Origin of the sequence: Streptomyces sp. NPDC088350 (assembly GCF_044753545.1) — a bacterium.
Lineage (GTDB): Bacteria > Actinomycetota > Actinomycetes > Streptomycetales > Streptomycetaceae > Streptomyces.
The window spans coordinates 471,800-490,453 of sequence record NZ_JBIVNL010000002.1 but is presented as its reverse complement, the minus strand read 5'-3'; the positions used below and the strand labels follow the sequence as shown (position 1 = coordinate 490,453).

Here is an 18,654-nt window from a genome sequence, read left to right as displayed (position 1 = left end):
ACCCCAAGACTGCGAACAGCCCTCACGTTCCCATCACTTGCGTCTCTGTGTCACGCCTGCCTCGACTGTTGACCACTTTCGGTATCTGTGGCACGTGTCAGCACCGATTCCCGGCCATACGAAAGACCGACCACCGCGGAGAGGCGCACCCGGGGGTGCGCCTCTCCTTACCGGTCAGTCGGTCTGTTTCTGTGCAAGGCCTGTGTGCCCAAGTGTGCGATCAGAAGGTGAGCTTCCAGCTGTTGAGGGTTCCGGTGTCCTGTGCGGCCGTGTCCTGGACCCGCAGCTTCCAGGTGCCGTTCGCGGTCTCGCTGGAGGCGTCCACCGCGTAGGTCGCCTTGACGTCGTCGGCGGAGTCCGAGGTGCTCGCGGCCTTCAGACGGTACGTCGAACCGTCGGGCGCGACCAGGTCGACGACGAGGTCGCCGCGGTAGGTGTGGGTGATGTCGACGCCGACCTGGAGGGCGGCGGGCGCGTTGCCGCTCCGGCCGCTGACGGTGATCGAGGACTCGACGGCCGCGCCCGCGTCGGGGACGGCCACGGCGGCGGTGCTGGAGAAGGTCGCCCCCGTCGTCGTACCGCCGCCGCTCACGGCCTGGACGGTCTTGGCCGCGTCCGCGAGACCCGCGCCGCAGCCGCCGGAGCAACTGCCGGGCAGGGCACGGGCATTGGTCTTGATGGCCGACTCGATCTGGGCCGGGGTGAGCGAGGAGTTGGCCGACTTCATGAGCGCGACCAGGCCCGCGATGTGCGGGGTGGCCATGCTGGTGCCCTGGTAGTAGGCGTACGACTCGGTGGACGGCGTCGTGGTGCCGGAGTTCAGCGTGGAGTAGATGCCGTTGGCGGTGCCGGTGCTGGTCTGGCCGCCGGGGGCCGAGATGTCCACGCCGGAGCCGTAGTTGGAGTAGGACGCCTTGGCGCCGGCGCGGTTGGTGGCGGCGACCGAGATCACGTTGGCGCAGTTGCCCGGGGAGTGGTTCGCGACGTTGTCGTTGTCGTTGCCGGCGGCCACGACGACCGTGGTGCCGCGGTTCACGGCGGCGGTGATCGCGCTCTGGGTGGCCGAGGTGCAGGCGCCGTCGCCGCCCAGGCTCATGTTGATGACCTTGGCGACGTTGCCGTTGGCGGGGACGCCGGAGACGGTGCCGCCGGACGCCCAGGTGATGGCGTCGATGATGTCGGAGTCGTAGCCGCCGCACTTGCCGAGGACGCGGAGCGGGGAGATCTTCGCGCCGTAGGCGATGCCCGCGATGCCCTTGCCGTTGTTGGTGACCGCGGCGATGGTTCCGGCCACATGGGTGCCGTGCCAGGAGGAGTTGCTCGCCCCGACGCCCGAACCGCACTCGTTGGCCGCGTAGTGGTCGCCGGGGTCGGCCGGGTTGCTGTCGCGGCCGTCGCCGTCGACCGAGACGGCGGTGTCGGCGATGAAGTCGTAGCCGGCGACGATGTTCGCAGCGAGGTCGGAGTGCGCGACGTAACCGGTGTCGATGACGGCGACGGTCACCCCGCTGCCGGTCGAAGTCGGCCACGCGGCGGGCACGTTCATGCCGGCGGTGGACTCGAACAGGTCCCACTGCTTGCCGTACTCGGTGTCGTTCGGGTCGGCCTGCGGGGTGTTCAGCCGGTCCGGTACGACGTAGGCGACCTGCGGGTCGGCCTTGAACCCGGCGATGACGTCGGCGACTTCGGTGGTGCTCTTCGCGTCGCCGAGGCCGACGAGGGCGGCGCCGGTGCCGAGGCGGCGCTGGAAGTCGACGTCCTCGCCGGTCTCCTTGCCCTTGGCGGTGGCGTCGGCCGCGGCGGCCTGGTTCGAACTGGCCTCCGCGGCACCGGACTTGTAGCCGACGATGAGGCGTTCGGCGAGGGTGCCGGGGGCGGCCTCGGTCTGTCCGGGCAGAGCCGGGGCGGCGGCCTGGGTGGGGGGTTCCTGGGCGACGGCGACCGAGGTGGCGGCCGTGGCGAGGAGAGCCGCGGAGACCGCGGCGACGGATATCAGGGTCCGTCCGGTGGGGAATGCCGTGGGAGTGCGCAAGGGCTTGCCTTTCGTGGCCGTACTCCAAGCAGCGCGGAGCGGCGGTCGATTCGCTTCGTCGTCGAAGCGGCGGGGGGTCGATCCAGAGAGCGCCGGGCGCGGGCAGCCGCCTCACCAGGGGTTGCCTGTGGGTCAGCTGTGGCAAAACGATAGGCAAAGAGAAGGTCATATGGATACGGGGGAAACCCTCGATCCGGCTGGAAACCACCCCTAAATATCGGGCAGTTGACCGGAAATCTCCCGATTCGGGGCGAGGGGGCGAACTGAACGCGCCGGGTCCGGTTCGCGTATTGCACGGACAGACCGTTCCCGCCCCCGGCCGAGGAGACGTTCCGGATGTCCCGGATGACCGCACATCGCACCGCCATGGCGGGCGCCGCCATGGCCCCGCTGCTGCTCACCGTCTGGGCGGCGGGTCCGGCGCAGGCGCACGGGGCGCCGACGTATCCGGTCAGCCGGGTCTACGCCTGTTCGCCCCAGGGCGGCAGCACGGCCGGCTCGGCGGCGTGCAAGGCCGCCATCGCCGCGAACGGGGCGCCCTTCACCTACTGGGACAACCTCCGGGTGCCGGACGTGAACGGCCGCGACCGGCAGGTGATCCCGGACGGGAAGCTGTGCAGCGGTGGCCTGTCCGGCTACAAGGGGCTCGACCTCGCCCGTACCGACTGGCCGTCGACACGGCTGACTCCGGGGGCGAAGCTGACGATGACGTACGTGTCGACGATCGCGCACACCGGCACGTTCAAGTTGTATCTGACGAAGGCCGGTTACGACCCGGCGAAGCCGCTCACCTGGTCCGAGCTGCCGACGCAGCCGTTCGCCGAGGTGAAGGACCCGCCGCTGACCGGCGGCGCGTACCGCATCGAGGCGACGCTGCCGACGGGCCGGACCGGGCGCCAGCTGATCTACACCATCTGGCAGAACAGCAGTACCTCGGACACCTATTACTCGTGCTCGGACGTGGTGTTCCCCGGGGGCGGCACCGCTTCGTCGGCGTCCTCCGCGGGGGCGGCCGGTGCGAAGGACAAGGCCGCGAGCCCGTCCTCGTCGGCCGCCAAGTCCCCTGCCGCCGCGAGCCCTTCGGCCCGGGAATCGGATACAGCGCAGAAGTCCTCGGCGTCCCCGACCGAGGAGAGCACGGCGCCGGGCAGCAGTCCGGTGTCGGACGCCACCGACGCCGCTTCGGGCGGCCCGTCGGCGCCCATGATGGCGGGCGGCGCCGCCGCGGTGCTGGTACTCACCGGGGGCGCCGCCCTGGCCCTGCGACTGCGCCGACGCTAGCTCGGCGCGAACAGGCCCTGCTTACTTCCTAGTTGGTGTAGACCGCCGCGCCGTTGTCCGTCACCGGGGCGTACTTCGCGGTGAAGTAGCCCGCGCTGAAGCACAGGGACGAGCCGGAGGTCTTGGTGAAGGCCTGGCTGGTGAAGTTGATGCTGGTGTCGGTGTTGCTCGCCGTGCCGCTCAGGCTGGGGGCCTGGTAGACACAGGTGATGCTGCCCAGCAGGGTGGTCAGCTTGACCGTAGTCTGGATGGTGGAGCCGCTGGCCGGGGTGACGGTCAGGGTGCCGTCCGAGACCGCCGCCGTGCTGTACGGCAGGTTGTCGACGGTGATGCTGGAGACGCCGAGGACGCCCAGGACGTTGCTCGTGCAGCTGCTGCTGCTGAAGGTCTGCCCGGAGACGGACTCGGTGGCGGTGCCCGGCGCGGTCGGGTTGTCGGTGACGGTCGCGGTGAACTGCGACGAGGTGCACTTGATGCCGCTGGTGCCGGTCGCGCTGGAGTACAGGGTGGCGCTGGTACCGGAGGCCAGGGGCGCGGTCAGCACATCGCCGACGGCCACGGGCGTACCGCCGAGGCTGCCGGTGGTGAGCACGGGGGTGTCGGCCGCCGAGGCGGGGACGGTGAAGGGGAGGGTGAGCGCGGCGACGGAGCCGACGAGGGTGAGGACGGTGCGAGTGCGCATGCGGGTGTACCTCTTCTTCGAGATGGAGGGTCGAACCGGGGGGTTCTTTGGGGGGTGGGGGAACTTGGGGGACTTCCGAGGATGGGTCGACGGCGGCTTGGGGGACTTCCGAGGGGGAGGCAACCGCGCCTTGGGGGACGCGAGTTCGCCGCCGCCGGCCCGTTACGCCTTCTCCGTACGTGACGGGCCGGGGCGGTGGCCGGCCGGTCACCGGCCGGAGGCCCGCGGGGGTTGGGGGTCTCCGGCCGGGCCGGGCGGTAGGGCGGACGGCACGGGCCAGGGGGAAAGCGGCCGTGCCGGACCGCGGAGGGTTCGGACTCTGGAGGCGGTGAAGTGCCCCCGTAGACAGGGAAGTCCGGGAACGCGGCTTGAGCCGCGCGGCGGATCCGGCGCCACGGATCCGGCAAACAAGGGAGAGTTGTAGACCTGAGTGTCCGTCAACGTCAAGAGATGCAGGGCAAGTTGATGTACAAGTCGAGGCTTTGCGGAAGTCCGGGAAGGGCTTGCCTCACAGGTGGCGCATGACCAACACTCTTTTTTCACAACTCCCTTGACCCTCGAATGTAACCCCCGGTAACTTCTTCGACGGCTACTGCTGCGTAACCTGAAAGCCCTTGCACCTGCCGGGAGTTGCGAGGAGAGCTGCGCCGCACTCGCTGTCCGCGCCAGGACAACGCGCCACTTCGATATCAACTCGCGTTGAACCAGAGCAGCACATGGGAGCAGACATGGCCGAGTCCCCGGACGTTCCGTCCGCCGACAACACGCCTGAGAACCCGGGAAGCGGTTCTCTTTCCGAAACACCAGACACCACCGGGGGCACCGGAGGAGCACCGAGACGAGGACGGGTCCGGGGCCGCCGGGCCGCCATGATGGCGGTGCCGGCCACCCTGGCTCTCGCCGGTATCGCGGTCCTGACCGCCCAGGGGGCGCTGGGGGTGACGCTCTACATCTCCGGCATGCCCTTCACGGTCACCGCCAAGTCGCTCGACGGCACCGGCTTCGAGCAGTTCGGCGCGCTCGACACCATGGCCGACGGCAGCCCGAACGCCGGTGACACCGGCGGCCAGGTGCTGGTCGTCACCTCCGCGATCAAGAAGGCGACCCTGGACAGCCTGTGCCAGAGCGTCGACCTCGGCGGCACCAACCTGCTCATCAAGGCGGGCAGCGGCTCGTCGAAGGTGCAGGCGACCGATCTGACCACCGACTCGACCCTGCTGACGGGCGACGCGTCCTTCAACAACATCGAGATCGGCAACGACGCGAGCACCCTCACCAAGGCCGGGGTCCAGGGCCCCATCGGCGTCTTCAGCCAGCAGGCCGACACCGTGCACATCGACAACCTGCGGCAGACCAACTACAAGACCACCGCAGGGACGTTCACGCTTCCCGGCCTGAAACTCAGCTTCAGCGACACGGGTTGCTGATGTCCGGCACAGACACTCCACATCAGGGGTGGCGGCCCGCCTTCCGCGGTTGGCGGGCCCGTCGGCCGTTCCTGGGCGGGCTGCTGCTGACCCTGGGCGGCGGGTGGATCCTGCTCACCGTGAAGGCCTCGTTGAAGGTCGTCATCCATGTCGGCATGCAGGGTGTGGCGGGCTATCTGCTGCCGGCGGTCATGGTGCTGTGCGGCCTGCTGACCCTCTTCAGCCCCTCGCAACGCCTCTTCTACTCCGTCGTCGGCATCCTGTGCTCCCTGGGCAGCTGGGTCACCTCCAACCTGGGCGGCTTCTTCGTCGGCCTCATCCTCGGGGCCGTCGGCAGCTGCATGATCTTCGGCTGGCTGCCGGACCAGGAACCGCGGGTGAGCCGACGCCAGCGCAAGAAGCAGGCGCGGGCGACGGACGCCGTGCACGCACAGTGAACGTGTGAAAGGCGGCCTCTGTGCCCTCTCCGCCGGTCGGTGGGGTGGGGTGCGGAGGCCGCCTTCCGTGCGCGACAACTCGCCTGGGCTCAAACCCGGTTGAGAATGGGACGGGCGGTGCGACGGCCGCCGAGGAGGCGGGCATGCGCCGGTTCTTCGATGTCGGCGCCGGCCCGGAAGTCATGGCCTGGGCAGGTCCGGCTCCCAAGCACACTCACCTCGATCACGGCTGTGCCGGCACGAGGGAGTGACGCTTCGGCCAGGCCGGCAGCCAGTCCGTGGCGATCTGCCCGGTGAGGGCCTGGCGCAGCCATTCGAGCAGCGTCAGGTCCGACTCCTACCAGTCCGCCCAGTTACGCCGGAAGGCGGCGACGGTCCATCGGCCGTCGCCCCGGTCCACCAGGAACAACTGGTCGCCCTCGACCGTGTTCCCCCACAACAGCATGCCGCCCTTGGTGGGAAGCACCTCCCCCGGCACGAAGGGGCTGCGCTCCATCCTCGGCCCCATCCTCTCGGCGTACGACTCAAGGGTCCGCGGGCCGCAGACGAAGATGAAGTCCGAGATCGTCGCGTCCCCATAGGCACGCCCGAAGTCCACGTACTCCTCGGGGAGGGTCACCCCCCATTCCCTTTCCAGAGTTTCGAAGGTATCCGCGGCCTGCCGCGGGGGCGGACCGAGAACGGGGGTAAGGACATCTGCGGCTGACACGGCAACGGCCTTTCTCTGTCTAGGTGCAATGGGCACCGCCCGTGGACGTGTTCTCGATGACACACTCCAGGTCGGTGGTGCCGAAGGCGACGAAGTGCACCTCGGTCGGAATCGGCGAGGACGGATTACCGTACACGGGGGTCACCTCCACGAACTCGTGCCCGCCGCCCTGAATAGCCTTCAGGACCGGCGCTTCCGCGTAGTCGAACATGTCCTGGTTGGCGACCTGGTACATGGGGACGAAGTTCCGGGTGTCCTTGTTGGAACCACCGAACGCGTACCCGATGAGATGCCCTCGCGCGCGGTTGTCGGACGGCAGGGTCGTCAACCCCGGCAGGCCGAATCTGAGGTTCGGTCTCGGTGGTGGCGTGTAGTCGGACTGGTCGAGGCTGGCGAAGGCTCCGGTGGCCACGCACTGACCCGCCTGCAGATGGCGTGGCAGATAGGCGATGTTGCCCTTGCTGTTGAATCCCGCCCCTGTGTCGCAGCGGTCGTCGCGTCCATTGCCGGAGCCGCCGCCCAGTCCTCCGCCGTCGGCCGTGGCGGTGTCCGTGTCCTGCGCCGCGGACGAACTGATCGCGTCGTGTCCCGCCGCGGCGGCCGCGTCCTCATCCGGTGTGGTGCCGATGACCGGTGTGGTGTTGACGCCGCCGAGGTTCTGGTTCTTGGGGCGGGTCGGAACTCCGTGGGCGCCGCAGTCGTCGGCTGCCGAGGCGGCGAGGACGAGGCCGAAGAGGAGTTCCTCGGCGCCGGCGGAGGCCAGTTCCTCCCAGATGACGTCGCCGACCGCCTCCAGGCCCCCGGCGGCGGCCCCGCCGCTCGCGGAGCCCGCGGCGCCGTAGCCGTAGGACAGCGCGCCGCCCAGCGCGACTCCGTAGTAGAGGGACGAGTAGTTGCCCCCTGAGGAACCGTAAGAGCCGTACGAGCCATAGGAGTTGCCGTAGGAGACGCTGCCCGATCCCGAGCCCTGGCCGGTCGAGTGGGTCGACGGCTGCCAGTTCATGGCGTCGTTGAACTCGTTCTCGAACTGCCGCTCCTGGTCGGCTATCTGCTGCTGCAGGGCCCGTTCGTCGGCCTCGTTGCGGGCCACCTCCCGGGCGTGCTCGCGCTCCCATGCCTTGAGCTGGTCCTGGGAGTACTTCTCCATCCGGTCCCAGGCACCCGCCTGCCACTGCTTGAGATAGGCCTGCTGCGCCTCGTACGCCTCCTCCTGGGCCTTGATGTCGTCGCTGGTGCAGGCGTCGTGGGAGGGGCTGCGGGGGCGGATGAGACTGGTACCGTCGGGCGCTTTACGCGCCTGCGCATACGTCGGCCTGCCGCTGCTGCTCCTCCTGGGCACCGCACCCGCGGCCACCGCCGGGCCGCCCGCCGCACCCACGCCGCTCAGTGCCGAATGGCCGCTGGACGCCCAGCACTTCGACGCCTCCCGGATCTGGCGGCTCAGCCAGGGGGCCGGCGTCACGGTCGCGGTGGTCGACACCGGGGTGAACGCCCGTCACCCCGACCTGGCGGGCCGGGTCCTTCCCGGTACCGATGTCACCGGCCAGGCCACCGACGGCCGGGTCGACGTCTCGGCCGACTCGCACGGCACCTCGGTCGCCGGGGTCATCGCGGGCTCCGGCACCACCGGCAAGGGCATGGCCGGACTGGCTCCCCGGGCGACGGTGCTCCCGGTCCGGGTCAGCGCCGACAACGCCGCGGATCCGCTCGCCCTTGCCCGGGGCATCGTCTACGCCACCGACCACCGGGCCTCGGTCATCAACATCTCGATGGTGACCACCGACCCCGACCCCCAGATCCGGGACGCGGTCGCCTATGCGCGCCGCCATGACGCCGTCGTGGTCGCGGCGGCGGGCAACAACGGCCTGACGGGAAATCCGGTGGGGTATCCGGCCGCCTTCCCCGGCGTCCTGGCCGTCTCCGGCACCACCCGCGACGGCGGGTTCTGGTCCTCCGGCGAATCGGGTTCCTATGTCGCGTTGGCCGCCCCGGCGGTGGACATCTACTCGACGAGGAACAGCGGTGGCTACCTCACCAAGGACGGAACCAGCTATTCCGCTCCCTATGTGTCCGCCGCCGCCGCACTGCTGCGAGCCGCGTACCCGTCGGAGAGCGCCGGTCAGATCATCGCCCGGCTCATCGGCACCGCCGACCGCCCCGGCGGGGGTTCCGGCCGTGACGACCGCTTCGGCTACGGCATCGTCGACCCCCTGAAGGCCCTGGGCGCACCGGCTCCGGCCTTCAGCGCCAATCCGCTGCTCACCGCCTCCGGCGACGGCGTCCCGAAGGCAGCCGCCGATACGACGGGCGGCGTTCCAGGCGGAACCGTCGCGGTCGTCGGCGCGGCGGCCGTGGTGACCGCCGCCGGGGCGGGTGGCCTCCTCGTCCGCCGCCGCTCCCGTCGTCGTACGTGATCCAGTCCTCGTACATGATCCACAGGAGGAACCCGATCAGCATGCGGCTCACCACGATCACCGCACGCCCCGTCCACCGCCTCACGGGTCTCGTCCGCGGCCACCCGGTCGTCACGGCCGTCACGGCCGCCGTCCTCGTGGTGGTCCTGTCGCTCACCGCTCTACTCACCGGAGGCGGGAGCACTCAGCCCCGGGCCGCCAACGTCTCCCGCAACTTCCGGGCCTGTCTGCTCGTCTCGCCCGCGGGCGCCACCGACGCCCGGCTCAGCCAGGCGTCCTGGCAGGGCATGCAGGACGCGGCGCGCTCCGGCCGGGTCAACGCCCAGCGTTTCCCCGCCCCCACCATCGACGTCAAGGCGGCGCTGCCGTACTTCAACGGCGCCGTGCAGCACCACTGCGAGCTGATCGTCACCGTCGGCACCGTCGGCACCGTCGGCACCGGCATGAAACCAGCGACCGAGGCCGCCGCGCGCGCCAACCCACACCAGGAGTTCGTGATCATCGGCGCCACCTCGGCACGCCCCCGCATCTCGGCCATCACTGCGCCCGACGACCCCGCGAAGGCACAGGCCGGAAAGAAGTTGGCCGACAAGGTCAGCGCCTTCATCGCCGCCCGGCACTGATCGTCCGGAGCGGGTCCGGCTGCCCGGGGGTGGTGCCGATCCCCGGGGCCGACCGGAGCGCTGGGCCCCGGCCGGTCCCACCGGACGCGTCAGCTACCCGCGAAGCACGGGGCCGGAGGCCTCAGCCAGCCGTGCCGGTCGGCTCGGGGACCGTCCTGGGCTCCGGCTGTGCGGGGGTCGCGGCCGGCTCCGTCGCCATCTGCACCGACGTCGGCTCCGCCGGCGCCGCGGTGGCCAGGTCGTCGGTCTTCATCGCCTTCGCCTCGCTCTTGAGGATGCGCATCGACTTGCCCAGCCCGCGCGCGGCCTCCGGGAGCTTCTTCGAGCCGAACAGCAGGATGACGACGATCGCCACGACCAGCAGGTGCCAAGGTTCCAGTCCGTTGCGGAGCATGACCTCGCCCTCTCTTCCCCGATAACAGTTGCTATGTTGCGCAACTGTACAACCCTGGGGTGGATCGGAGTCCCCTCAGGGCCGGGGCACGAGCGGGCGGGGATGCCGATGGGCTGCGGTGCCGGTGGACGGCCCTCGCGGCGGGACCTGACCAGGCCCGCGAGCTTCAGTTCGGTCAGGTGCCGGCTCACCGCGGGCAGCGCGCCGCCGACCCGCTCCGCGAGCCCCGGGACATCGCTCTCGCCCTGGGCCGGCGCCCACCCGATGTGCAGCCGCACGGGCGAGGCCGGCAGCCCGAAGGCCGCGGCGGCGTCCGCGAGCACCTCGGCGGACGGGTCGCCGGGGCCGTCGCCGGCTGTCCGCACCGTCGTCGCCTCCCGTCCCCGGCCGTTCCTTTCGTACGGACCGCACCAGTCCAGGCGGCCGGAACTTCTCCCCGGTGCGGGGAGTTTCCACGGTGCTGCAGCCACGAATTCGTATACGCACGACTACGCACGACTACTACGCATGGAGTTCGCATGGCCCTGTGGGACCGCTTCAAGGAGTCCGCGTCAACGATGCAGACCCAGCTCGTGGCGAAGAAGAACGACCTGAAGAGCGGGGCGTTCCGCGACGCGAGCATGGCGATGTGCGCGCTCGTGGCCGCCGCCGACGGCACGGTCGACCCGTCGGAGCGGCAGCGTGTCGCCCAGCTCATCGCGAGCAACGAGGTGCTGCAGAACTTCGACGCGATGGACCTCCAGCGCCGTTTCGACGAGAACCTGAACAAGCTGACGGCCGACTTCGCCTTCGGCAAGGTCAGCGTGTTGCAGGAGATCGCCAAGGCGAAGAAGAAGCCCGCCGAGGCGCGTGCCGTGATCCAGATCGGCATCGTGATCGGCGGCGCGGACGGCGACTTCGACAAGACCGAGCAGGCCGTGGTCCGCGAGGCCTGCTTCACGCTCGACCTGCCGCCGCACGAGTTCGACCTCTGACCGGCCGCCGGGACACATGACCGGGGGCATGCTCGACGACCTGGACCGCGGCCTGATCCACGCCCTGCACATCGACGGCCGGGCGACCTTCACCGGGATCGCCGCGGTCCTCGGTGTCTCGGCCCAGACCGTCGCCAGGCGCTACGCCCGGCTGCGCACCGAGGCGTCCCTGCGCGTCGTGGGCCTCACGGACCCGCACCAGGCGGGCCGTACCCAGTGGCTGGTCCGGCTCACCGCCGCCGCGCGCTCCGCGCAGGACATCGCCCGTGCCCTGGTACGGCGGCCGGACACGTCCTGGGTGAAACTCGCCTCCGGCGGCACCGAGATCGTGGCGGTCGTCCACGCGCCCACCGATGCCTCGGGCGCGGGCTCCCTTCTCCTGCACGACATTCCGCGCACCGGCGGCATCACCGCGGTGTCCGCGCACTGTCTGCTGCACATGTACCTGGGCGGCCCGACGAACTGGCGGCGCAGCGCGGACGCGCTCGACGCGGAACAGGTGCGTGTCCTGCGCGAGCGGGCCGACTCCGGGTATCCGGGCGTGCCGCGTCAACCGGGGCCGGGAGACGCGGAGTTGCTGGCGGCGCTGGAGCGGGACGGGCGCGCCGGGCAGGGTGAGCTGGCGCGGGTGACCAGGTGGTCGCCGGCGACCGTGGCGCGGCGGCTGGCCGATCTGCGGGCGGGCGGCGCGCTGTTCTTCGACGTCGAGGTCGACGCCGGGCTGTTCGGGGTCAACACCCGGGCGCTGCTGTGGATGTCGGTACGGCCGGCGGACCTCGACCGGGTCGCCACGGCCCTGTCCGACCACGACGAACTGGCCTTCGTCGCCGCGACCACCGGCCCCACCAACCTGGTCGCCCAGGCGCTGTGCCGCGACCCCGCCGACCTCCACCGCTACCTCACCCAGCGCCTCGGTTCCCTGACCGCCGTCCACACCCTGGAATCGAGCCCGGTACTGCGCAACCTCAAGGCGGCGAGCCCTTCCCTGACGGGGTTGCCGACGCGGGTGGGTGAGCGGGGACGGCGTGAACCCGGCACAGGCGCGGCGTGAGTCCGGGACGCGGGCGGAGTAAAGCCGGGACGCGGGTGGAGAAAAGGCTGATGGCGGGCGCAAGCGAGCCGCGGGCGCCTGGCAATCACCCCTGCGCTCGCAGCACCCTCACACTCCCCCCTCGCGCCCCGCATCGCCCAGTACGCCCTGTACGCCCTCCATCATGCCTCACGCCCCATCACCCGACTCGCACCTGCACACACCCCCACCAGCCCCACCGCACCCCAGAACGCCACCCGCACCGCGTACAGCGCCCCCGGGGCACCCTCCGTCCCGACGCCGACACCGGTCCCGCCTCCAGCCCCCGCGTTCGCCAGATACACACTGCCGAGAACCGCGACCCCCAAGGTCGCCCCCAGCTGCTGCACGGCGTTCAGCAACCCCGCAGCCGACCCCGACTCCTGCGCCCGGAGCGGCTTGAGCGCCTGGGTGAAGAACGCCGGGGTGAAGAGCCCGGCGCCGAGGCCGACCACGCCGAGTGCGGGGAGCAGCCAGATGGGATAGGCGCCGCGGACCGTGTGGTCGTAGGCGAGGATCGCGCCCAGCATGCCCGTGAGCAGGACGCCGAGGCCGGCGAGCATCGTCCGCCGTCCGTACCGCCGGACGAGATGTGCGCCCGCCGCCCACGACGAGACGGCGAGGCCGACCGACCAGGGGGCCAGGGTCAGGCCCGCCTTCAACACACCGGCGCCCAGGCCTAGTTGGAGTTGGAGCACCACGACCGTCATGAGGCCGTTCGTCACCGCGAAGAAGGACGTGGAGGCGACGAGGGCGGCGGGGAAGCCGGGGCGGGTGAACAGGGTCGGTTCCACCAGGGGGCTGCGCCCGGTGGCGGCCACCCCGCGCTGGTGCAGGGCGAACACGGTCAGGGTCAGCAGGCCTGCCGTCACCTCGGCCCAACTCCGGCCGGACAGACGGGAGATGTCCGCGCCGATCAGCGGGAAGACCAGAAGTCCCGTGCCGGTCATGGCCAGGAGGGTGCCGGTGATGTCGAGGGTGGGGCGCTTCGGGGCGCGGTCCTGCGGCAGTCGGGGGGAGAGGGCGAGGACGACGAGGGCGAGCGGGACGTTGACCAGGAACACCGCGCGCCAGGAGGAGTCGAACAGGTCGGCGTGCGTGAGGACACCGCCGAGCACCGGGCCGCAGACCGCCGCGAGGCCCATGACGGGGCCGATACTGCCAAGGGCCCGGGACATCTCGTCGCCCGCGAACATCGCCTTGATGAGCCCGATGGTCTGCGGGATCACCAGCGCCGCCGACGCCCCCTGCACGGCGCGGAACGCGATCAGGAAGCCCACGCCCGGCGCCAGCGCGCAGGCGAGGGACGCGACGGCGAATCCGACGACGCCCAGCACGAACAGCCGCCTCCGGCCCGCGATGTCGCCGAGGCGTCCCCCGGTGATCAGCAGCACCGCGAACGGCAGGGTGTACGCCGTCGTGAACCACTGGATGTCGGACACCGATCCGCCCAGATCGGCGTGGATCGCGGGCGCGGCCACCTGCACGACCGTCGCGTCGAGCAGGTTCATGGCCTCGCCGAGAAGCAGGGCGACGAGTGCGGACCAGCGCCCGGGGTAGGACCCGTCGGGGGTCAACGGCCTTGGGTACGTGCTCAGTTGTCTCATGGCCGAAGCGTGGAATCGCGGGGGTTGCCCCTTCCAGCCAGGTCTCCGGGATCGAGGATTTCCTCCCTCCGCGGCCCCCATGACGGCGAAATCTCACACAAGGAGCCCACGTTGCCCGAGCCCAGCCGCATCGACACCGACACCGCCCACTCCGCGCGGATCTACGACTACATCCTGGGCGGAGCGGACTACTACCCCGCCGACCAGGAGGCCGGCGACGCGATGATCCGGGAGTGGCCGGCCATGCCGGTGCACATGCGGGCCAACCGCGACTTCATGAACCGTGCCGTGCGCTATCTGGCCGGCGAGGCGGGGATACGGCAGTTCCTCGACGTCGGTACCGGTATCCCGACCTCGCCGAACATCCACGAGATCGCGCAGGCGGCGGCCCCGGAGTCCCGGGTCGTCTACGTCGACAACGACCCGCTCGTACTCGCCCTGTCCCAGGGCCTGTTGGACAGCACGCCCGAGGGCCGGACCGCGTACGTCGAGGCGGACATGCTGGACCCGGCGGCGATCCTGAGCACCCCTCAGGTCCGCGAGACGCTCGATCCCGGTGAGCCGGTCGCCCTGACGGTGATCGCGATCGTGCACTTCGTGCTGGACGAGGACGACGCCGTGGGCATCGTGCGCCGGCTCCTCGAACCCCTGCCCTCCGGCAGCTACTTGGCGATGTCCATCGGTACCGCCGAGTTCGCGCCGGACGAGGTCGGCCGGGTCGCCCGCGAGTACGCGGCGCGCGGGATGCCGATGCGGCTGCGCACGTATCCGGAGGCCGAGGAGTTCTTCGTGGGGCTCGAACTCGTCGGGCCGGGTATCGTCCAGGTCCACAAGTGGCGTCCGGACGGCTCGGACACCGAACCGATCAGGGACCAGGACATCGCGATGTACGGGGCGGTGGCCCGCAAGCCGTAACCGCCCGCCCGTACGCAACCTCCTCAACCCCCTGACGACGTCGAGATGATCACAATGCGGCAGCAACAACTCACTCCATGTCGCTGCTCACTTGACTACCGGCGGTCACACACGATTGGCTCCGGCCCAGCGGGAGTCACCCGGTCGGCGCACCTCATACGGCACCGGGCGCACTCCCCCCGTCCTCCGGCTCGGCCGCACAGCGAGGTGCCGCACCCCCCATGACCACTCCTCCTTCACCTCAAGCCCCCGTCCGCCTCATCCACGGGACGGCGCTGACCTCCGCCGTCGTGGTCTGTCTGCTGCTCGCCGGCTGCTCCGGAACCGGTGGTTCCGGAGCGGACACGGACGCGGCCGGCGCCGGCGGCGGTTCCGGACTCAAGATCGCCCTCGTGACCCACGCGAGCGAGGGCGACGCCTTCTGGGTGCTGGTGAAGAAGGGCGCCGAGGCCGCCGCCGCCAAGGACCACGTCAAGCTGACGTACGCGAGCGACCCCGACGGCACCGGGCAGGCGGAGCTGGTGCGGGACGCGATCCGGGACGGCGTCGACGGCATCGCGCTGACGCTCGCCAAGCCGGACGCGATGAAGGCGCCGATCTCCCAGGCCAAGGCCTCGGACATCCCGGTGGTAGGCCTCAACTCCGGTATCGACTCATGGCAGTCGGAGGGCGTCCTGGAGTTCTTCGGCCAGGACGAGAGTGTCGCGGGCCGCGCCGTCGGCGAGAAACTGGACGCCCTCAAGGCCAAGCACGCCCTGTGCGTGATCCACGAGCGGGGCAATGTCGCCCTGGAGGCGCGCTGCGCGGGCGTGAAGAAGACGTTCACCGGCGACACCGACATGCTCTATGTGGACGGCACCGACATGAACGCCGTGTCCGCGGGCGTCAAGGACCGGCTGAAGCAGGACCCCAGCATCGACGAAGTGGTCATGATGGGCGCCGATTTCGCACTGGCCGCGGTCAAGTCCGTGAAGGCGGCGGGCAGCAACGCCAAGGTGGCGACCTTCGACCTCAACCAGGACCTGGTCAAGGCCGTGCAGAGCGGGGCCGTGCAGTTCGCGGTCGACCAACAGCCGTATCTGCAGGGCTATCTGGCCGTGGACGCGTTGTGGCTGTACAAGACCAACGGCAACATCAGTGGCGGCGGGGCGGCTCCCGTGCTCACCGGCCCGGCGTTCGTGACGAAGACGAACGTCGGCGCGGTCGCGAAGTTCGCGGCCAACGGAACGCGCTGACCGGACACTTCGTACGAGGATGTAGCGAGGACGACCACGATGTCTCCACGGACAGGTGCCCGGCGCCGCGTCGGTTCCATACGTCTTTCCCTGATCATGCTCGCGCTGGTGCCCAGCGTCACCCTGGCGGCCATGTGGGGCGTGACGACGACCCAGATGTTCACGGAGGGGCTGCGGCTGCGCTCGCAGACCGAGCTGAGCCGGTCCACCGGCGCCATGGGCACCGAGGCGGCGCTCGCGCTCCAGCGGGAGCGCAGCCTGTCGGCGGCCTGGATGGCCTCGCCGCACGGTTCCCGGGCCGCGCTCACGGCACAGCGCGCGGTGACGGACAAGGCGGTGGCCGGGCTCCTGGCCCAGTCCGGCGCGATCAAGAAGGCGCCCGCCCGCATCAAGGACCGGATGTACTCGGTCGTCGCGTCGGTGGACAGCCTGGAGTACTACCGCAGCCAGGTGGACAAGCCCACCGACATCACGCCCCAGCAGGTGCTGGACCAGTACACCTCGATCATCGACGACCAGATCCAGGCCTTCCAGGAGCTGTCCCAGGTCGACGACGGCGACCTCACCTCGCAGGCCGAGCCTCTCGTCGCCCTGGAGCACGGGGCGGAGCTGGTCTCCCAGGAGGACGCCCAGCTGACCCTGGCCTGGCCCTCCGGGCACGTCGACAACGGGGCGTGGGAGCAGTTCGCCGAGCTGGTGCACGCCCGGCGCTGGCTGGTCGAGGACCAGATCGCCACCGGGTTCCAGGGCGCCACCAGGACGAAGATCGAGCACATTCTGCAGAGCGTCGAGTGGAGCACCCTGGAGTCCACGGAGGACGCGGTGCTCACGGCCGGTACGGCGGACAAGGCGGTGCCGGACAACGGCACGGCCAACAGGATCCCCCTGCCCGACGAGCAGAAGCAGTGGAACGCCGCCCTGTCCGAAGTCGCCGACCAGTACACGGCGTTGATCCGGCAGCAGACGGACGGACTCCTCGACCGCAGCTCCGACAAGGCGCACAACCTGCTCGTCACCGCCGCCTCGCTGAGCGCGGGCGGACTCGCCGCCCTGCTGCTGTGCGTCGGCATGTCCTGGCGGATCACCCGCTCCCTGTCCCGGCGGCTGCGCGGCCTGAAGATCGCCACGCTGAGCCTCGCCGAGGACCGACTGCCGGACGTGGTCGCCCGGTTGAACCGGGGCGAGAAGATCGACGTCGAGTCGGCGACCCCGCCCCTGGACTACGGCGACGACGAACTCGGCCAGGTGGCCCAGGCGTTCAACACCGCGCAGCGCACCGCCGTGCACACCGCGGTCGAACTCGCCGACACCCGGCGGGGTTTCCAGAAGGTCATCCTCGGCATCGCCCGGCAGAGCCAGAACCTGGTCAACCTCCAGCTCACCAAGCTCGACGCGCTGGAACGCCGGCACGACGACCCCGAGGTGCTGCGCGGCCTGTACGAACTGGACTCCACGGCCAGCCAGTTGCGCCGCTACGAGGAGAACCTCGTCGTCATCAGCGGTGAGCAGCCCCGCCGCAGCTGGACCGAGCCGGTCGCGCTGATCGACATCCTGCGCAGTGCCGTGGGTGAGGTCGCCGAGTACCAGCGGGTGGAGGTGCACACCGAGGAGGAGGTGTGCCTGGCGCCGCCCGCGGTCGCGGACGTGATCCATCTGCTGGCCGAGCTGATCGACAACGCGACCGTGTACTCCCCCGCGCCGAGCCCCGTCGGGGTGCGGGCCGCGATGGTCGCCAAGGGGCTCGTGATCGAGGTCGAGGACCGCGGGCTCGGCATGTCCGAAGAGGACTACGCCTCCCTCAACGGCCAGTTGGCGGTGCCTCCGCAGTTCGACGTGGTCGCCCTCGCCGACGACCTGCGGCTCGGTATGTTCGTGATCGCCCGGCTCGCCACCCGGCACGGCATCGCGGTGACGCTGCGCTCCTCGCCGTACGGCGGCACGACCGCGATCGTGCTGATCCCGCACGAGATCGTCGTACCCGAGGCCCCCGACGAGCCCACGCCGGGTACCTCGAAGCACGCCGGCCTCGCCAGGGCCGTCGTGGCGGAGAAGACCGCCGCCCTCGCGGCAACGTCCTTGGCCGAGCGGGCGGTCGAGCCGACGAGCGCCGTGCCCGCGGTTCCCCCGGCACGGTCCCCCGAGCCCTCGGTCGCCGTCGATCTCGGCGGGCTGGCCCCGCTGCCGCGCCGGGTGCCGCAGACCAGCCTGGCCAGCGAGTTGCGGGAGGAGGCCGGGCCGGTCGAGGAGGACGGAGAGCTCGAAGACTTCACCGCGGAACGCGCGGCCTCCTCACTGGCCGGGTTCCAGCGCGGCACGTTCCAGGCGCGAGACTCCATCGACGACGACACGCCGACGCAGTACGACCGGGAGGAAGCAGCCGCCTCCTCGACCCCGCCCGCCGACCGCTCATGAAGGACTCCGCCATGACACGTCCTGTCCCCGCCACGCACACCCAGCTCGACCAGTTGCTCACCGGACTCGTGGACCGGGTCGCCGAGGTGAACCAGGCCGTCGTGCTGTCCGAGGACGGCCTGGTCGTCAGCAAGTCCACCGGGTTCCTGCGCGACGACGCCGAGCGGCTCGCGGCCACCGCGTCCGGGCTGATGAGCCTCAGCAAGGGGGTCAGCATGGACTTCCGGGGCGGTCCGGTGCGCCAGGCGCTGATCGAGATGGCCAACAGCTATCTGATCCTCACCTCGGCGGGCCCCGGCGCCCATCTGGTCGTCCTGACCGGTCCGGGCGCGGACGTCGGGGTCGTGGCGTACCAGATGAACATGCTGGTGAAGAAGATAGGCGAGCATCTCAGCGCCGCGCCGCGGGCCAACGTCGGCCCCGCGGCCGGCTCCGGCGAGTGA

General features: G+C 70.6%; 17 protein-coding genes and 1 pseudogene. 11 read left to right on the top strand and 7 right to left on the bottom strand.

Annotated features, from left to right (window positions below):
* Positions 1-220: 220 nt before the first annotated feature.
* Positions 221-2,032 (bottom strand): S8 family peptidase, encoded by a 1,812-nt coding sequence (locus ACIQBL_RS07390; protein ID WP_401937867.1) that lies wholly within the window; start codon positions 2,030-2,032, stop codon positions 221-223.
* Between the two features lie 336 nt (positions 2,033-2,368).
* Here ACIQBL_RS07390 and ACIQBL_RS07385 point away from each other — a divergent pair, with 336 nt between their 5' ends.
* Positions 2,369-3,313, top strand: coding sequence for a lytic polysaccharide monooxygenase (locus ACIQBL_RS07385; protein ID WP_401937865.1), 945 nt, complete (start codon positions 2,369-2,371; stop codon positions 3,311-3,313).
* A 28-nt stretch (positions 3,314-3,341) separates the two neighbouring features.
* Here ACIQBL_RS07385 and ACIQBL_RS07380 read toward each other — a convergent pair whose 3' ends face one another.
* Positions 3,342-3,995, bottom strand: coding sequence for a Tat pathway signal sequence domain protein (locus ACIQBL_RS07380; RefSeq protein ID WP_200717713.1), 654 nt, complete (start codon positions 3,993-3,995; stop codon positions 3,342-3,344).
* Between the two features lie 728 nt (positions 3,996-4,723).
* On the opposite strand from ACIQBL_RS07380, the gene ACIQBL_RS07375 reads away from it, so the two are divergent.
* Entirely contained in the window at positions 4,724-5,422 is a 699-nt protein-coding gene (locus ACIQBL_RS07375) for a DUF6230 family protein (RefSeq protein WP_401937861.1), read from the top strand.
* Positions 5,422-5,859 (top strand): DUF6114 domain-containing protein, encoded by a 438-nt coding sequence (locus tag ACIQBL_RS07370; protein WP_401937859.1) that lies wholly within the window; start codon positions 5,422-5,424, stop codon positions 5,857-5,859. The genes ACIQBL_RS07375 and ACIQBL_RS07370 overlap by 1 nt, the downstream gene beginning before the upstream one ends.
* A gap of 337 nt (positions 5,860-6,196) precedes the next feature.
* Here ACIQBL_RS07370 and ACIQBL_RS07365 read toward each other — a convergent pair whose 3' ends face one another.
* Positions 6,197-6,478, bottom strand: coding sequence for a hypothetical protein (locus ACIQBL_RS07365; protein WP_401937857.1), 282 nt, complete (start codon positions 6,476-6,478; stop codon positions 6,197-6,199).
* Positions 6,479-6,587: 109 nt separating this feature from the next.
* Complete coding sequence (locus tag ACIQBL_RS07360; RefSeq protein WP_401937855.1) at positions 6,588-7,907, bottom strand: DNA/RNA non-specific endonuclease; 1,320 nt, start codon at positions 7,905-7,907, stop codon at positions 6,588-6,590.
* Between ACIQBL_RS07360 and mycP the strand changes: the two genes are divergently transcribed.
* Positions 7,834-8,982 (top strand): type VII secretion-associated serine protease mycosin, encoded by a 1,149-nt coding sequence (gene mycP, locus ACIQBL_RS07355; RefSeq protein ID WP_401937854.1) that lies wholly within the window; start codon positions 7,834-7,836, stop codon positions 8,980-8,982. The two genes, ACIQBL_RS07360 and mycP, sit on opposite strands and share 74 nt — an antisense overlap.
* A gap of 14 nt (positions 8,983-8,996) precedes the next feature.
* Positions 8,997-9,605 carry a hypothetical protein gene (locus ACIQBL_RS07350; RefSeq protein ID WP_401937852.1) on the top strand — a complete coding sequence of 203 codons (609 nt, stop codon included), beginning with the start codon at positions 8,997-8,999 and terminating at the stop codon, positions 9,603-9,605.
* Positions 9,606-9,726: 121 nt separating this feature from the next.
* On the opposite strand, the gene tatA is transcribed toward ACIQBL_RS07350, so the two are convergent.
* Complete coding sequence (gene tatA, locus ACIQBL_RS07345; RefSeq protein ID WP_401937849.1) at positions 9,727-9,999, bottom strand: Sec-independent protein translocase subunit TatA; 273 nt, start codon at positions 9,997-9,999, stop codon at positions 9,727-9,729.
* Positions 10,000-10,127: 128 nt separating this feature from the next.
* Positions 10,128-10,364: pseudogene (locus ACIQBL_RS07340) on the bottom strand (transcriptional regulator); the annotation flags it as partial.
* Between the two features lie 153 nt (positions 10,365-10,517).
* Here ACIQBL_RS07340 and ACIQBL_RS07335 point away from each other — a divergent pair.
* Both ACIQBL_RS07335 and ACIQBL_RS07330 read left to right on the top strand, forming a co-directional pair.
* Positions 10,518-10,973, top strand: a complete 456-nt coding sequence (locus ACIQBL_RS07335; RefSeq protein ID WP_043686538.1) for a tellurite resistance TerB family protein — start codon at positions 10,518-10,520, stop codon at positions 10,971-10,973.
* 28 nt (positions 10,974-11,001) lie between these two features.
* Positions 11,002-12,024: an Lrp/AsnC family transcriptional regulator gene (locus ACIQBL_RS07330; RefSeq protein WP_401937847.1), complete on the top strand. Its 1,023-nt coding sequence runs from the start codon at positions 11,002-11,004 to the stop codon at positions 12,022-12,024.
* 161 nt (positions 12,025-12,185) lie between these two features.
* On the opposite strand, the gene ACIQBL_RS07325 is transcribed toward ACIQBL_RS07330, so the two are convergent.
* A complete protein-coding gene (locus ACIQBL_RS07325; protein WP_401937846.1) occupies positions 12,186-13,649 on the bottom strand; it encodes an MFS transporter in 1,464 nt (487 codons plus the stop codon).
* Between the two features lie 111 nt (positions 13,650-13,760).
* Between ACIQBL_RS07325 and ACIQBL_RS07320 the strand changes: the two genes are divergently transcribed.
* The 4 genes from ACIQBL_RS07320 (at position 13,761) to ACIQBL_RS07305 (ending at position 18,654) form a co-directional block, all read left to right on the top strand.
* Positions 13,761-14,564, top strand: a complete 804-nt coding sequence (locus ACIQBL_RS07320) for an SAM-dependent methyltransferase (protein ID WP_401937843.1) — start codon at positions 13,761-13,763, stop codon at positions 14,562-14,564.
* Positions 14,565-14,785: 221 nt separating this feature from the next.
* Complete coding sequence (locus ACIQBL_RS07315) at positions 14,786-15,799, top strand: substrate-binding domain-containing protein (protein WP_401937842.1); 1,014 nt, start codon at positions 14,786-14,788, stop codon at positions 15,797-15,799.
* A gap of 39 nt (positions 15,800-15,838) precedes the next feature.
* The gene (locus ACIQBL_RS07310) at positions 15,839-18,211 is read left to right on the top strand and encodes a nitrate- and nitrite sensing domain-containing protein (RefSeq protein ID WP_401937839.1); all 2,373 of its coding nucleotides are present in this window, start codon (positions 15,839-15,841) and stop codon (positions 18,209-18,211) included.
* Between the two features lie 11 nt (positions 18,212-18,222).
* On the top strand, positions 18,223-18,654 hold the full coding sequence (locus tag ACIQBL_RS07305) for a roadblock/LC7 domain-containing protein (protein ID WP_019071426.1): 432 nt from the start codon (positions 18,223-18,225) through the stop codon (positions 18,652-18,654).